Origin of the sequence: Streptomyces sp. NPDC001068, from assembly GCF_042897315.1 — a bacterium.
Lineage (GTDB): Bacteria > Actinomycetota > Actinomycetes > Streptomycetales > Streptomycetaceae > Streptomyces.
The window spans coordinates 740,073-753,932 of record NZ_JBIAYD010000001.1 but is presented as its reverse complement, the minus strand read 5'-3'; the positions used below and the strand labels follow the sequence as shown (position 1 = coordinate 753,932).

16 protein-coding genes are annotated in these 13,860 nt (G+C 70.9%); 6 read left to right on the top strand and 10 right to left on the bottom strand.

Annotated features, from left to right (window positions below; translation table 11 throughout):
* The first annotated feature begins 59 nt into the window (after positions 1-59).
* Positions 60-557, top strand: coding sequence for a PaaI family thioesterase (locus tag ACFY3I_RS03305; protein ID WP_390859102.1), 498 nt, complete (start codon positions 60-62; stop codon positions 555-557).
* Between the two features lie 219 nt (positions 558-776).
* Complete coding sequence (locus ACFY3I_RS03300) at positions 777-1,313, top strand: winged helix-turn-helix transcriptional regulator (RefSeq protein ID WP_390859101.1); 537 nt, start codon at positions 777-779, stop codon at positions 1,311-1,313.
* 38 nt (positions 1,314-1,351) lie between these two features.
* Here ACFY3I_RS03300 and ACFY3I_RS03295 read toward each other — a convergent pair whose 3' ends face one another.
* Positions 1,352-1,987 carry a molybdopterin-dependent oxidoreductase gene (locus tag ACFY3I_RS03295; protein WP_390859100.1) on the bottom strand — a complete coding sequence of 212 codons (636 nt, stop codon included), beginning with the start codon at positions 1,985-1,987 and terminating at the stop codon, positions 1,352-1,354.
* Between the two features lie 209 nt (positions 1,988-2,196).
* Positions 2,197-2,616, bottom strand: a complete 420-nt coding sequence (locus tag ACFY3I_RS03290) for a molybdopterin-binding protein (RefSeq protein WP_390859099.1) — start codon at positions 2,614-2,616, stop codon at positions 2,197-2,199.
* A 230-nt stretch (positions 2,617-2,846) separates the two neighbouring features.
* Here ACFY3I_RS03290 and ACFY3I_RS03285 point away from each other — a divergent pair, with 230 nt between their 5' ends.
* The gene (locus ACFY3I_RS03285) at positions 2,847-3,536 is read left to right on the top strand and encodes a M24 family metallopeptidase (protein WP_390859098.1); all 690 of its coding nucleotides are present in this window, start codon (positions 2,847-2,849) and stop codon (positions 3,534-3,536) included.
* A gap of 66 nt (positions 3,537-3,602) precedes the next feature.
* On the opposite strand, the gene ACFY3I_RS03280 is transcribed toward ACFY3I_RS03285, so the two are convergent.
* The 5 genes from ACFY3I_RS03280 to ACFY3I_RS03260 form a co-directional block, all read right to left on the bottom strand.
* A complete protein-coding gene (locus ACFY3I_RS03280; RefSeq protein ID WP_365291786.1) occupies positions 3,603-4,430 on the bottom strand; it encodes an alpha/beta hydrolase in 828 nt (275 codons plus the stop codon).
* Positions 4,431-4,736: 306 nt separating this feature from the next.
* The gene (locus ACFY3I_RS03275; protein WP_365291784.1) at positions 4,737-5,651 is read right to left on the bottom strand and encodes a hypothetical protein; all 915 of its coding nucleotides are present in this window, start codon (positions 5,649-5,651) and stop codon (positions 4,737-4,739) included.
* 4 nt (positions 5,652-5,655) lie between these two features.
* Positions 5,656-6,753 carry an NlpC/P60 family protein gene (locus tag ACFY3I_RS03270; protein WP_365291782.1) on the bottom strand — a complete coding sequence of 366 codons (1,098 nt, stop codon included), beginning with the start codon at positions 6,751-6,753 and terminating at the stop codon, positions 5,656-5,658.
* Between the two features lie 331 nt (positions 6,754-7,084).
* Positions 7,085-7,981 (bottom strand): phosphotransferase family protein, encoded by an 897-nt coding sequence (locus ACFY3I_RS03265; protein ID WP_390859097.1) that lies wholly within the window; start codon positions 7,979-7,981, stop codon positions 7,085-7,087.
* 305 nt (positions 7,982-8,286) lie between these two features.
* Positions 8,287-8,964, bottom strand: a complete 678-nt coding sequence (locus ACFY3I_RS03260; RefSeq protein WP_390859096.1) for a class I SAM-dependent methyltransferase — start codon at positions 8,962-8,964, stop codon at positions 8,287-8,289.
* A gap of 243 nt (positions 8,965-9,207) precedes the next feature.
* On the opposite strand from ACFY3I_RS03260, the gene ACFY3I_RS03255 reads away from it, so the two are divergent.
* The 3 genes from ACFY3I_RS03255 (at position 9,208) to ACFY3I_RS03245 (ending at position 10,128) form a co-directional block, all read left to right on the top strand.
* The gene (locus ACFY3I_RS03255; RefSeq protein ID WP_390859095.1) at positions 9,208-9,405 is read left to right on the top strand and encodes a chaplin family protein; all 198 of its coding nucleotides are present in this window, start codon (positions 9,208-9,210) and stop codon (positions 9,403-9,405) included.
* Entirely contained in the window at positions 9,324-9,527 is a 204-nt protein-coding gene (locus ACFY3I_RS03250) for a hypothetical protein (RefSeq protein WP_390859094.1), read from the top strand. Before ACFY3I_RS03255 ends, ACFY3I_RS03250 begins: the two co-directional genes overlap by 82 nt.
* 91 nt (positions 9,528-9,618) lie before the next feature.
* Positions 9,619-10,128, top strand: coding sequence for an SRPBCC family protein (locus ACFY3I_RS03245; protein WP_390859093.1), 510 nt, complete (start codon positions 9,619-9,621; stop codon positions 10,126-10,128).
* A gap of 148 nt (positions 10,129-10,276) precedes the next feature.
* On the opposite strand, the gene ACFY3I_RS03240 is transcribed toward ACFY3I_RS03245, so the two are convergent.
* The 3 genes from ACFY3I_RS03240 to ACFY3I_RS03230 all read right to left on the bottom strand — a co-directional run bounded on the left by ACFY3I_RS03240 (position 10,277) and on the right by ACFY3I_RS03230 (position 13,295).
* Positions 10,277-10,810 (bottom strand): hypothetical protein, encoded by a 534-nt coding sequence (locus tag ACFY3I_RS03240; protein WP_390859092.1) that lies wholly within the window; start codon positions 10,808-10,810, stop codon positions 10,277-10,279.
* Positions 10,811-10,853: 43 nt separating this feature from the next.
* Positions 10,854-11,411: a hypothetical protein gene (locus tag ACFY3I_RS03235; protein ID WP_390859091.1), complete on the bottom strand. Its 558-nt coding sequence runs from the start codon at positions 11,409-11,411 to the stop codon at positions 10,854-10,856.
* Positions 11,412-11,537: 126 nt separating this feature from the next.
* Positions 11,538-13,295 (bottom strand): GAF domain-containing SpoIIE family protein phosphatase, encoded by a 1,758-nt coding sequence (locus tag ACFY3I_RS03230; protein WP_390859422.1) that lies wholly within the window; start codon positions 13,293-13,295, stop codon positions 11,538-11,540.
* Positions 13,296-13,860 lie beyond the last annotated feature (565 nt).

Below are 13,860 nucleotides of genomic sequence, written 5' to 3'. Positions count from 1 at the left end.
TGACTCGCGGAAGCCGAAGCGGCAGGACTCGCGGAGGTCGGAGGAAAGGGACCAGCACTGTGGGACGGACACGGACGTACGAGTGGGACGATCCCGCGGTCCTGGCGGAAGCCGCCGGACGCCTGGCCGGTATCGACTTCCTCCGCGAGCTGCAGGCCGGAGCGCTGCCGGTCGCGCCGGTCAACCGCACCGTCGACTTCGTCCTGGACGAGGTGGAGCCGGGGCGGGCGGTCTTCTCCCTGACCCCCGGTGAGGAGCACTACAACCCGATCGGCAGCGTGCACGGCGGCATCTTCGCCGTCCTGCTGGACTCGGCGGCGGGATGTGCCGTGCAGTCCACCCTCCCGCAGGGCATGGCGTACACCTCGCTCGACCTGACGGTGAAGTTCCTGCGCCGCATCACCGTGGAGACCGGTACGGTGCGCGCCATCGGCACGGTGGTCAACAAGGGCCGTCAGACCGCCCTCGCGCAGGCGCGGCTGGTGGACGGTGCGGACCGGCTGCTCGCCCACGCCACCAGCAGCTGCATGCTCTTCCCGGTGCCGCCGCCGCGCTGACCCGTCGACGGGAGCGCCCCCGGCCCGCCGGGGGGCGAGCCGGGGGCGAGGCGTGTCCCGGGAGCGGCTCCGGGACACGTGACGCGGGTGCGGTCAGGCCGCCCCGGTACCCGCATCGGCCAAGGTGTCCTCGTGAGCCGGTTTGATTCTCCCACTCAGTGATCGCGAAAGTATCCCGAGTGGGTCTTGAAACACAACCGACAGAGGTAACGTGGCCTCATGGACGTACGACCGCAGCAGGCCGCGGAGCCGCCGACGGACCGCACCGGGACCGCGGGCGGACCGCCCGTCTCCGCGAAGACCGTCTCCGCGATGGCGGACATGCCCGTAGGGGTGCGCCCCTGTTCGATGGCGGCCGCGCTGCAGGTGGTCGGCGAACGGTGGTCGCTGCTCGCGCTCCGCGAGATGTCGTACGGCGTGCACCGCTTCGCCAGGATCGCCGGTTACACGGGCGCGCCGCGCGACATCCTGGCCGACCGGCTGCGCAAGCTGGAGGCGGCGGGGGTGATCGAGCGCCGCCAGTACAGCGAGCGCCCGCCCCGTCACGAGTACCACCTGACGCAGGCGGGACTGGAGCTGTTCCCCGTCATGATCGGCCTGCTGCAGTGGGGCGACAGGTGGGCGGTGGACGCCCCCGCCGTCGCCTTCCGGCACGACTGCGGACACGTGCTGCGGATCGAGTCCGGGTGCGCGCACTGCGCGGGAGGGGTCACCCCCGGGTCGCTCACCCCGCTCGCCCCGGACCCGCGCCCCTGAACCCCGCCCCCGCGCCGGCCCCGGCCGTTCAGCCGGGGTCACGGAGCCGCGGCAGCCGGTCCGCCGGCTTCCGCCTCCTGGTAGGACCAGCGCTGCTGCGCCCACGCGTCGGCGACGTTGTGATAGCCGCGTTCCTCCCAGAAACCGCGGCGGTCCGCGGTCATGTACTCGATGCCGCGCAGCCACTTCGGGCTCTTGTACCCGTACAGGTGCGGGACGACCAGACGGAGCGGGAAGCCGTGCTCGGCCGTGAGGGGTTCGCCGTTGTGGTGGGTGGCCATGAGGGTCTGCGGTGAGGTGAAGTCGGCCAGGCGCAGGTTGGCGGAGAAGCCGTACTCCGCCCAGGCCATGACGTGGGTGACCCCGGGGGCCGGCGGCACCACGTCCAGGACCGTGCCGGCGGGGATGCCGTACCACTCGTGGCCGGTGGAGGTGGGGCCGCTGGCGCAGTGCAGGTCCGCGACGACCGTGACGTGCGGCAGGGTGGCCAGGTCGTCGAACGCCCACTCGTGCGTCCCGCCGGAAGCGGTGGCACCGAAGACCCGCAGGTTCCAGCGGTCGGGCCGGAAGCGGGGGACCGGACCGTAGTGCGAGACCGGCCAGCCGTGCACGAGACGCTGGCCGGGAGGAATCCGGCCGGCGGTCCCGGCCGTCTCCGCTCGCTCGCTCGTCATGCGGCTCCCCTCTCCTCGCAGGCCCGTGACGGTCGCCTTCCCCGTCTGCCGCCTTCCCCGTCTGCCGCCTTCCCCGCGTACCGCTTTCCCCGTGCGGGGCAATGCTCACGTCCGACGCGTCCGTACCCGTACCGTCCCGCACCCGCACCCGCACCCGCACCCGCACCCGCACCCGCACCCGCACCCGCACCCGTCGGGCCGTTACCGGGTCACACGGTCGCGAGGGAGACCTCCGTCGACTTGATCAGCGCCACCACCGGCGACCCGGCCGCCAGTCCGAGATCGGTGACCGCGTCCCGGGTGATCGCCGAGGTGAGCTCGCCCCCGTCGACGGCGACCTTGACGGTGGCCATCGCCCCGCCCACGGCCACCTCGCGGACCGTGCCGGGCAGCCGGTTGCGGATGGACAGCCCTGTCACCGGGCCGGTGGCGAGGGCGACCTCGGTGGACTTCATCATGGCCCGGACCGCCGACCCCTCGGCGAGCCCCAGGTCCTTGACCGCCTCCAGGGTGATCGCCGCGGTCAGGTCCTGGCCGCCGTCCAGGCGCAGCCGCACGGTCGCCATCACCTCGCCGGGGGTCACGGAGGTGACGGTTCCGGAGATCTGGTTGCGGATGCTCAGACTCATGACTCGGCACCTCACAGAATCGAACGGGCAAGGACAGGGCCGAGTGGCCGGGCCTCGCGTGGACCGTCGGTCCCAACCTAACCGCTCCGGCGGCCCCCGTCCGGTTCCCGCTCTCATGCGCCACCCGGACAACCGTCCCGGCCCGGCACCTCCGAGAAGGTGACGGTCCCGCCCGGGGCGAGGGCCAATCCGATTGACTCGCGAATGCGGCCAAACCTACCGTCCGTGCCATGGCTGATGACGAACCCACACGGGCGGCCCGACTGCTGGACGCCCAGGCCAGGGCCGAGCGGCTCTTCGCCGAGATGGAGCGGCGGGGGCTGGTGGCACCCGGCGAAGGGGAGCGGGCGGTCAGTGACCGTGTCCGCGACCTTGCCAACGAGCTCTTCGGCACGACCCGCCACTGGCACAAGCGCATCGTGCGCTCCGGCCCCAACACCCTCGAGCCGTACCGGGAGAACCCGCCGGACCGGCTGATCGGCACGGACGACATCGTGTTCGCCGACTTCGGGCCGATCTTCGAGGAGTACGAGGCCGACTTCGGGCGGACCTTCGTCCTCGGCGACGACCCGGTCAAGCGACGGCTGCGCGACGACCTGCCGGAGATCTTCGCGGCGGGCAAGCGGTTCTTCGAGGCCGATCCGGACATCACCGGGGAGCGCCTGTACACCGAGGTGCGGCGGCTGGCCGCCGAGGCCGGCTGGGAACTGGGCGGCTGGCACGCCGGCCACCTGGTGGGCGAGTTCCCGCACGAGAGGATCGACGGCGCGGACACCGAGTCGTACATCGCACCCGCCAACGACACGCCCCTGCGCCGCACCGACAAGGCGGGCCGCAGCTGCCACTGGATCCTGGAGATCCATCTCATCGACCGGCGACGGGAGTTCGGCGGCTTCTACGAGGAACTGCTCACGCTCTGAACCGACTCGCGTACGGCTCCGCGGCCAGGCCCCCGCAACGGGCGCCGGGCCGCGGCCGTACGACGGTCAGCCGCGGGCGAATTCGAGGAGGTCCTTGTTGAAGATCTCGGCGAACTCGGGAACCATCGCGAGCCCGTGCGGTGCGCCGGGGTAGACCTTGTAGACGCAGTCCTTGACGAGCTTCGAGGACTTGTCACCCGCGGCGACCTTCGGGACGATCTGGTCGTCGTCGCCGTGCACGATGAGCGTGGGCACGTCGATCTTCTTGAGGTCCTCGGTGGTGTCCGTCTCGGAGAACGCCTTGACGCAGTCGTAGGCGCCCTTGATGCCGACGGTCATGCTCCAGAGCCAGAACTCGTCGCGGGTGCCCTGCGTGACGGTCGAGCCGTCGCGGTTGGCGCCGTAGAAGGGGGCGCTGAGGTCCCGGTAGAACTGCGAGCGGTCCGTCTCGACGCCCTTGCGGATCTCGTCGAAGACCTCGATCGGCAGCCCCTCCGGGTTGGCGTCGGTCTTGAGCATGAGCGGGGGGATCGCGCCGACCAGGACGGCCTTGGCCACCCGGCCGGTGCCGTGCCGGCCCATGTAGCGGGTGACCTCGCCGCCGCCCGTGGAGTGGCCGACCAGGATGACGTCGTGGAGGTCCTCGGCCTCGATGACCGCGGCCAGGTCGTCGGCGTACGTGTCGAGGTCGTTGCCCTCCCAGGGCTGCCCGGAGCGTCCGCCACCACGCCGGTCGTGGGCGATGGCGCGGAAGCCGTTGTCCACCATCACCTTCATCTGGGGGTCCCAGGCGTCCGCGGTGAGCGGCCAGCCGTGGGAGAAGACGACGGGCTGGCCCGATCCCCAGTCCTTGTAGAAGATCTGCGTGCCGTCCTTGGCGGTGGCGAAGGGCATGACTGACTTCCTTTCGGGACTGGTCGAGAGCGCCGCGGGGCAGCGGGGTCGGTGCTCGGTTCGGTTTCTCCGACGCGACGGAACGGCTTCGGACGAACAGGAGTCGACGGACGGGGCGGCGGCAGCGCGGAGTGACCGGAGTGTGAGCACGTCGTCGCCCTCACTGTAACCGCGGGGCGCCCCTTCAGCGCGTCGAGAACGCTCCGGCACGAGTCCGGCACGAGGGGCCCCGGGAGCCCGGTCACCATGACCGGGGGGCCGCGGGGACCCGGTCACCGCGACCGTCGGCGCGCCGCCGTCGCTTCCTCAGGACGACGCCCCGGCGGACCGGCCGGGCCACCGGGTGAAGCGGCTGATCCCCCGTCGCGTCGGCTTGAGGGGCTCGTCCTCGGGCGCGACCCGCTCCTGCCCCGTGGTCAGGGCCGGCGCGGAGGACGGGGCCGCGACCGTCCGGCCGCCCCGGCCGAGCCGGCTCCGGACGGCCTGCGCCATGGCCTGATGGGACGGCTCCAGGACCATGCCCCCCGCCGACAGCGTCTCCCACATGTGCAGCAGCTCCTGCCCCCTGGTGGCCACCTGGGCCTCGTCGATCAGCCGCTGCCAGGCCGCGGTGGCGCGGGCCACCTCGGGGGCCGCCCGGTTCAGGTCGGTACGGCAGCGGATGCGCGCGACGGTCAGCGCGAGCACCGTGGAGAGCATGTAGTCGCCCCGCTGGTAGGCGAGGTACGCCTCGATCGCCCGCGCCTCCAGGGAGAGTTCGTCCTCCGCGCCCCTGCGCAGCGTGAGGTGCTCCCGCAGCGCGCTGGCCAGGACGAACGCGGCATGCAGCTCCTGGCGCTGGGCGTGCTGGATGATCCGCTCGACGCGGGCGAGCGGCGGGAAGGACTCCTCCTCCGCGGCCGTGCGCTCACGCCCCGGCGGCAGGTCCTCCTCGTCGGCGATGGTCCGGCTGGATCCGTCCGGGTACACCCGCAGCCGCGCCACCTGCTGCACGGTCCGGTCGATGACGGTGGCCGCCACCGGAGCCCGCAGCGTGCGGGCGAACATGGCGATGGCGTCGAGTATCGCCTCGTTGGGCGGACGTGTGCCGCCCATCTCCAGCAGATGGCCGTTGACCACCGTCGACCCGTCCTCCGCCACGTAGGCGTCGAGCCGGATCAGCGGTGGTGCGCTGAGCGCGGGCAGGTTTCCCCCGTCACGAGGGGTCAGCGAGTGGGTCATCCGTTCAGACTCCGGGTCGGACGACACCGACGATGGGCATGGAGGCGGCCGGCGCGATGGTGACCGTGCGTCCGGGACGCGGCGCGTGCACGACCCGCCCGCCGCCTATGTACATGCCCACGTGGGTGGCGTTGTAGTAGATGATCAGGTCCCCGGGCCGCGCGGAGGACAGGCTGACCCGGGTCAGCCCCTGCCACTGTGCTTGCGAGGTACGGGGAATGGGGTGCCCGGCCGCCGCCCAGGCCGTGGAGGTGAGCCCCGAGCAGTCGTACGACGAGGGGCCCACGGCACCCCACACGTACGGTTTGCCGATCTGGGCCATCGCGAAGTCGACGGCCCTCGCGGCCGCGCCGCTCGCCTGCGACCCGCCGCTGCCCGAACCGCCGCCCGCGGAAGAGCCGCCCGCAGAAGAGCCGCCGGAAACCGTCCCCGTCCACCTGGACTCGGCCTCCTTCGCCTCCTGCTTCTCCAACTGGGCCAGCTTGCGGGTCTGTTCCTTCTTGAGTCCCGCCTCGATCGCCTCGGCCTCGGCGATCCTCTTCTCGATCTTCTTCTTCAGCTCCGCCTTGTCCGCGCGGCTGTCCTTCAGCTCCCGCAGCTTCTCGGCGGCGTCGTCGGTCTGCCGGTCCAGGTCCGCACGGGCGGCCCGCTGCGACTCGGAGACGTTGACCAGGTTCCGCATGGCCTGACGGGCCTGGGAGGCGTCGTCGAGGGCGTGGTCGGGGTGGTCGCCGAGCAGCAACTGGATACCCGTGGCGTCCAGGTTGCCACCGCGGTACTGCGTCCGGGCGGCCACTCCCACGAGGGTGTGCAGATCGTCCAGCCGGCTCTCGGTGCGCGCCAGGTCCTTGTGGAGCGACGTCAGCCGCTTCTCCTGCTCGGTGGCCTTCACGTCGGCGGTGTTGTACGCCTCGGTGGCCACCTCGGCCTGCCGGTAGAGGCCGTTCAGCTCGTTGTGGATGTCCTCGATCGACTGATCGTCGCGTGGATCGGGTGTGCCCGGGGCCGCGTAACTCGGGCCGGGTAACAGAGCGATCGCACAGACGAAGGCTGCTGTCGCGGCATGGGTGCGCAGCCGTCTGCCGCCGGTCGACACGTTCATCGGCTCCATCTTCAGAGGTCGTGTGCAGGCGGCTCTGACGGGCGGCCTGCCCATCGCGGTCGCCACCGCGGTTCTCACGGAGGAACGTTCGAGCCTTGAACACACTACCTCCCCTTACCCGGTGGCCTCTTGTATCCCCACACGTGTCGCCCGCCGGTCGGTTCCCGAGCTCCAAGATCTCAACGACCGGACGGCCAACAGGTTTTCGAGGGGTTACGGCCCGGCATGCAACCGGAGAGAAGGGGTGATGTCGTCCCAAAAAGGCACACCGGCCGGCCACGGAGAGACAATGATCACTGAACGACAGTGCGGGGGACGGGGATCCCGATGCTCAGCCCAGTGCGTCCAGCAGGGCGGCGACGTAACCGTCCAGCCGCTTCTCCACGGCCCGCGTGGTCAGTTCCGCCCGCCCCGCCCGCCGCCACGGCCGGGCCACCGACCGGACATCCGACGCGAACGCCAGGGCGTCCAGCAGCCGCCAGTACAACCGCTCCCTCGCCACCGCGGCGAGCACTCCGCCGGCCTCCTCGTACGCCTCCGCGAACCGCAGCCCCCACGAGGGGCCGTGCAGCAGCGCCAGATTGGTGGAGCAGTGGGCCACGTCCAGGTCCGCCGGACCCCACGAGTTCTCCACCCAGTCCACGACCCCGGTGATCCGGGGACCGGACACGTCGAACAGCACGTTGCCCGGGTGGAAGTCCCGGTGCAGGAACCGCCCTTCGTAGCGTGGCACCGGCCCGCGGATCACGTCGGCCGCCACGGCCCACGCCCCCGCGTCGGCGCCAGGTGGCGGGACGACGGCGTCGGCGGTCACCCAAGCCCCGTACGTCCGGGGCCGCTCGACGGGCCGCAGCGCGTGGATCGCGACGAGCTGGCGGGCCAGCAGGGGCAGCCGCGCCTCGAGCCCCCGGTCGCCCAGGACGGTCTCGCCGGGCAGATGCGTCATCAGGAGCGACGGATACTCGCAGTGCGCGCCGACCGCGTCGACCGCGACCGACCCGGGCGCGGGCACCCCGGTGCCCGCGAGGTAGATCAGGGCCCCGGCCTCCCGGTTCAGCAGCCTTTCGGCGTCCGTCGCGAAGGACGGGTCGGCGAAGGTACGCAACACCAGGTCGCGGGTGCCGCCGTCCGGTGCGCCGACGGTCAGCCGCCGCATCTCGGCGGTGATGCCACCGTGCAGCACCTCGGCGCCGACGAGCCGCTCACCTGGGGCCAGTTGCCCTCGCACCCAGGCCAGAGTCCGCGGCCGGACGGTCCCCGCCGCATCCCGACCGGTCACCTGCCGACCCCCCGTCCACGAGCGCCCCGACCGGCCGCAGCACGCCTCCTCGCGATTCGCCGCGATCCACAACTCCCCGCCCCGTTCGACCCGCGACGGGGACCCGGTCGCCGCGCTCAGGCGGTCGAGACATGGAAACTCATGACGTCGATCTTAGTGATCGCCCGCGGGCCCCGCGGACGACTGCCCTCGGTCATGGTTCGAGTCGTGCGTACCTGGCTGCGCCCGCGGCCGCAGCGCAGGACGAGTCGGGCTCAGGCGCGGGCGCGCAGAGCGACGAAGTGACGTTCCGTCGAAGGGGTGGTCCACTGCTCGGCGACCGTCCAGCCCGACATCTGGGCGTACCGGATCAGGGCGGGAGAGCCGATGGTCGCCCACGAGAAGAAGGGCCCGACGGGCCGCTGCCCGGCGTGCATGCGGACACGGCGGCACTCGTCCACGTCGCTCTCGACGCACTCCACGATGAGCAGTCCCTGACCGTGGACGAGGCCCCGGATGCGCCGCAGAAGCATGCGGGGCGCGCCACCGATCCCGATGTTTCCGTCGATCAGCAGCGCCGTGTCCCACGAGCCCTCCTTCGGCAGGGGACCGAACACCGACCCGCTGCGTGCCGCGCCACCGCGCAGCAAGGTGGAGGCCACCGCCGAGGGCGACACGTCGATCCCGAGCACCTCGTTCCCGCATGACGCCAGCGCCTCGACGAGCCGGCCGCCGCCGCAGCCGATGTCCAGCACCCGGCCCACGCACCGTGCCACGACCGACCGGTCCCCGGCGTCCGCCCGCCCTGTCCACCGCCTGACATCGAGAGGCAGACTCCAGCCTTCCCTGTCCCGCAGCGACAGGTCGCCCGCCCCCGCACTGACCGCCTGTCCGTAGGCGGGGCCTGCCCAGGGGTCCGGGAAGTCGGCCTCCGGTGATCCGGCGGTGGTCACACACACTCCCCGTGGTCGTGAGTTCCTCTCCTGGCCGGAACGGCCGCGCACGACGTTAGTGAGTCCTGCGCCGGCCCGCCTTCCGGGAGCGTCGGACGGGCGTGCGCAGAGCACAGTCGCTTGTTGCGCCTTTCGAGTGAATGCGGCGGGTTGGACCTGGCCTCGGGTGATGCGGGCCCGGGTTACCGCCGTCCGAGGCGAACTGCGTGTCGGACGCCGGTCGGATCCGCCGATGTCGGCTCCATGGAGGAGAAGAGCCCGGTGAACACTCCCGTCGATGCCTGCGGCAACCCGGTCGACGTGATCGCTCCGATCAACCCGGCCTGGTCGACACCCTCGACGACACCCGGGGCATCGCGGTGTTCGCGCCGATCAACGACGCCCTCGCCAAGATCCCGAAGGCGATCCTCGACAAGGCCCTCGCCGACAAGGCCCGGCTGACCACATCCGGTTCCGGCGAGTACTGCTCCGTCAACGGCTCGGCCGAGGTCGTCTGCGGCAACGTCAAGACCGTTGACGCTGACGTCTACATCATCGACACCGCCCTGACGCCGTCCAGTTGACGATCCATCCGCCCGCCCGTCTGCTCGGGCAGGCCGCCTGACATGATTCCTACTCGACAGTAGCTTGAGGCTGCCGGTGGGAGGCAGTGCAGTGACCCGAGTGTTCACCGTGAGCGGCAGCATCGTCATCGACGTCCCGCCGGAGGTCGTCTACCAGGCCGTGAGCCGTCCCGGTGACATGGGGCGCTGGAGTCCGGAGAACCTGGGCACGACAGGGGACACAGGGGGCGGTGTCCTCGAGTTGGGCGACAGGTTCGTGGGACGCAACAGGCGGGGAAGGTTCCGGTGGGTGACACGCTGCACCGGGACGGCGGCCGATCCGGGGCGTCGGTTCGCCTTTCGCGTCCACGCCATCGGTCGCACCCGTCCGCGCCTGCGCGGCCCGATCGCCACCTGGGAGTACCGCTGCGAACCGGCCGCCCGGGGCACACGGGTCACGGAGACCTGGCGTGACGACCGGCGCGCCTGGCCGGCCTTCATGGCGAACGCCTTCGACCGGCTCGTCACTCCGGGCAGGACGTTCGCCGAATTCCAGGCCGGCAATATCGGCACGACCCTGCGCAACCTCAAGCGGGAACTGGAACAGGATCACTCCGCATGAGCTGACCCGCCCCAGGCGCCTGACGCATCCGGGGGCGGCACGGAGACTTGGACTTGAAGTGGCGCGAGATTCGCCTCGATGTGTAATCGCGCCACGACGTTCAAGAGGCTCCAATGGCGCCTCTCACCGTTCGCGCTCGTGTCGAGTTTCACGTGGTGAGCAGCCGGTTGAAGAAGGAGCGATAGCGACGCAGAGCCCTGCGCAGCTCCTCCGTGTCGACCTGCTCGCCCTGCCCCCATTGGTCCTCCAGGTCCTTCTTGTGCTGAGCGAACGTGGTGGCGAGGGTCTGCATGACGTCTGCGACGAGAGCGTCGGCGCCGTGCACGGCCTCGCGGGGGTCGTCCACGAAGTTGTTCTGGATCCTCTGCCAGCGGTCACGGAAGCCCAGGTCATCGTCCTCCGTGAGCAGCTTCGGGGCCTCGTCGTCCGAGGTGTCCGGGACGCGCGCGGCGTCCGTGGCGGCGGCCGGCGCGTCGGATCGGGCAGCGGACCGGTCTGCGTCGGCCACGGAGGTGGGGCCCCTGGTCTGCGGCGTCGCGACGCTCTCGCCGGGGTACATCGGGGCTCTTCCGGAGGCACCCTCTGCTGTTTCGGGCATCCCCGTGGTGGCGGCGGAGGGCTGTGCGAGATCCTCAGTGGTCAGGCCGCTGGTGGCGCGGCTCGTGTCGTCGTTGTTGTCCATGGTGTTGTCTCCGCCCAGGTCAAGGCCAAGGTCGAGGTCGGCGTCAGGAGCGGGTGGGCTGGGTCTGGCCGCCGTCGGTGAGCAACTCGTTGAACAGCGTGCGGTAGTGCACCATGGCACCCCGCAGTTGCTCGGTCGTCGCCCGGCTGTGGGCGCTGAGGGCTTCCACCTCGTGTGCGGCGCGGTAGTGCTCGAGGGTGCGCCCGTGTTCCACCGAGAGGTCCTTCGTCTGCTGATCGAACCCTTCGGTCGGGTAGCCGCGGTCGTGCATCAGGGAGGTCACCAGCTGATCTGCGTCGTGCACCGCGTCTTGCGGCCGGTCCACGAACTCATCCTGGACGTTGCTCCACTCACGCGTGTAGCGGTCACGCGAGACCGGAGGGAGCGGTTTGATGTCAAGCGCATCGTGTCGCTTCTCGCGTTCCCTGAGTTCCCGTTCGGCGGCGAGCCGACCGCCGGAGCTCTCCATGGTCCGTTCGTACTCCGGGCCGAAGCGCTCACGGAGATGGCGGCGTCGCGCCATGAGCGCAATCACTACAGCGGCAACGGCAAGCACCACTACGACCGCAATGATGATCGTCAAAAGTGTTCCGGTGGACATGAGCACAGGCTCCTTGCGGAGAGGTGAGGTACCTCCCCCGAGTTCCCGTTTATCCGATATTCATCACCTTTGTGCCGAATGGTGTATGAGGAGACACCGTGACGTGGGCGACGAGGCCCGACGGCGTCAGGGCACGCGCACGGCGAGCACGACGACATCGTCCCCGGGGTGTGGGTCTGCCAGCCGCTTGCTGATTCGGTGGACCAGGTGGGGCAGCGGTTCGTCCCCGTGGCGGGCCAGCAGGTCGACGAGTTGCGCGATGGCGGTGTCGATGTCGTGCCCTGGGCGCTCGACGAGGCCGTCGGTGTAGAGCAGCAGGGTCGAGTTCGGGGGGAGTGCGAGCCGGTGCTCGGTGCGGTGGGACGGTTCGAAGTCCTGGTGCAGGAGGATGTCGTGCTGGGTGAGGAGGGCGACGTGGGTGTCGGGAGTGCGGAGGAGAGGTGGGGGGTGTCCGGCGTTGGACCAGGTCAGGTTCCAGCCGGGGCCGTCGCGGGCGGGGTCCAGGCGGGCGTGGACCAGAGTGCCGCCGACCTCGATGGGCAGGACGGCGCATGCCGCCTCCAGGGCGGTGACAGCGGTCGCGGGGCTGTAGGGGGGATGGTCGAGAGTGGCCTGTCTCAGCATGCTTCGGACCTGGCCCATGACGGTCGCGGCGTGCATGTCGTGGCCGGTGACGTCGCCCACCGTGATCATGAGAGGAGCCGGTCCGCCGGAGGGGGCGGATCGCAGATGATAGGCGTCGTACCAGTCGCCGCCGATCATGTTGTCGTTCGCGGACGGTTGATACAGGGCGCTGAGCTCGACGTGGTCGGCCAGGTGGAGATCGGTGAGCATGGCTTCCTGCAGCTGCCGGGCGACCGAGACCCGCTCGTCCAGGTAGAGAGCACGCTCCACTGCCTGCGCGATGTAGCCGGCCGCGGCGGTGAGCGTGGCCCGCTCGGTGATGCTCACCTGGTGTGGCTTGGTCCAGCAGATGGTGAGGACTCCGAGCAGGGCGCGGCTGCCCCAGAGCGGCAGGCACAGCACCGTGCTGAAGCCCATGCGGTCGAAGGCTGTGACCGCCTCAGGGCCGTGGTCGGCGAGGAGCGCCAGGCGGTCGGGTACGAACACCGTACGGCGTTCACGGAAGGCCAGGGCGCTCGGGAAGGCGGCGTCAGTGGCGAGGAGAGGGACTTCCCGTTCCAACGCGTACACGATGTCCGGGTGGGGGATCCGGCGCAGTTCTTGCTTGTCGGCGACCAGCAGCCCCACGTAGGCGGGCTTTCCGACGCCGCTGAACAGATCCCGCAGCCGCCGGCGCACGTCCTCCAGGCCGGAGGTCTGAGCCAGCTCCTCCGAGGCCCGCAGCAGCAGCTCGGCGTGGTCGAGGCCGGCCTGGGCCTCGCGCTCCAGGCGCTCCGCGTCGCTCCGTGCCTGTTCGGCGATGGCCCGCGCGGTCTCCAGTACCTCTTGCGTGGACCGGCGCTGAGCCGACAGGATCCGCAGGCGTAGTTCGGCGGAGCAGGCCGCTGCGAGGTCGGCCAGGTCTCGCTGCTCGCTGTCGCTCCAAGTGCGGGGCTTGTGGACGTGGGCGCACAGGGATCCAAGGACGAGGCCGTCGGCGTCGGTGAGCGGCATCCCGGCGTACGCGACCACTCCGAGGTCCGCGAACGCCGGGTCGGTGCGCAGCCGGTCGTCTGCACGGGCATCGGGCACGATCAGCGGCTGCCCGGACGCCACCACATGGCGGGACGGCGAATGCGCCAGCGGCAGCTCGCGACTGCTCGCCCAGGGTTCGGGCAGACCTGTCATCCCGGGCAGGATCACCCTGTCCCGCTCCATGAGTGACACGAGTGCCACGGGCACACGGAGCAGTCGTGTCACCAGCCGGGCGAACCGGTCCATTCCGGTATCGGGGGCAGACGAGAGACCGGCTCGCCGCACCACCTGCTGCCGTGTGGCGTCCGGGCCCGTCCGCGTCATGGGCTTCGGGATCTGCTCCGCCATGTGCCCCTCCGGTACCGCCGCCCGAGGCCGTTCTCAACGGCATCGTAGAACAGCGAGAGGCGTGCCGACCGGCGCCGCCGGAACCGCTGCTTCGGCGCTGGGCGGCCAGGCAGGGTGGAATGCGCCGACGGAGGCCGCGTCACCCTTTCCACGGAGACTCCTCCGGCCCGGGAGATGCGAGGGCATCCGAGCGCGCGCACCATGGCGGTGACACCGCATAGCGGCAAGAAGACGTCCGACCTTCCCGTGCGTTTCAGCCGTGTGCGAGCGCCGGGTACGAACACGAGCAGGCGCTCTCGGCGCCGCGTGACGCGGCTGTGCGGTACATCGGCCGTTCCCGTGGAAGGGGCCTGTCCATGGCCGTCCTTCATCAGCTGATCCAGCGTCCCCCGCACGCCGTGTGGACGGTGCCGGCCGATCCTGCGTGCTACGGGAGTGGGTGGTGGGGCCGGCTGGACAATAC

Bases quoted from the DNA above. Each gene is read 5' to 3' on its own strand.
- ACFY3I_RS03300 (WP_390859101.1), top strand. From the start codon at position 777: ATGGACGTACGACCGCAGCAGGCCGCGGAGCCGCCGACGGACCGCACC.
- ACFY3I_RS03295 (WP_390859100.1), bottom strand. From the start codon at position 1,987: ATGACGAGCGAGCGAGCGGAGACGGCCGGGACCGCCGGCCGGATTCCT.
- ACFY3I_RS03290 (WP_390859099.1), bottom strand. From the start codon at position 2,616: ATGAGTCTGAGCATCCGCAACCAGATCTCCGGAACCGTCACCTCCGTG.
- ACFY3I_RS03285 (WP_390859098.1), top strand. From the start codon at position 2,847: ATGGCTGATGACGAACCCACACGGGCGGCCCGACTGCTGGACGCCCAG.
- ACFY3I_RS03280 (WP_365291786.1), bottom strand. From the start codon at position 4,430: ATGCCCTTCGCCACCGCCAAGGACGGCACGCAGATCTTCTACAAGGAC.
- ACFY3I_RS03275 (WP_365291784.1), bottom strand. From the start codon at position 5,651: ATGACCCACTCGCTGACCCCTCGTGACGGGGGAAACCTGCCCGCGCTC.
- ACFY3I_RS03270 (WP_365291782.1), bottom strand. From the start codon at position 6,753: ATGAACGTGTCGACCGGCGGCAGACGGCTGCGCACCCATGCCGCGACA.
- ACFY3I_RS03255 (WP_390859095.1), top strand. From the start codon at position 9,208: ATGGAGGAGAAGAGCCCGGTGAACACTCCCGTCGATGCCTGCGGCAAC.
- ACFY3I_RS03240 (WP_390859092.1), bottom strand. From the start codon at position 10,810: ATGGACAACAACGACGACACGAGCCGCGCCACCAGCGGCCTGACCACT.
- ACFY3I_RS03235 (WP_390859091.1), bottom strand. From the start codon at position 11,411: ATGTCCACCGGAACACTTTTGACGATCATCATTGCGGTCGTAGTGGTG.
- ACFY3I_RS03230 (WP_390859422.1), bottom strand. From the start codon at position 13,295: ATGGACCGGTTCGCCCGGCTGGTGACACGACTGCTCCGTGTGCCCGTG.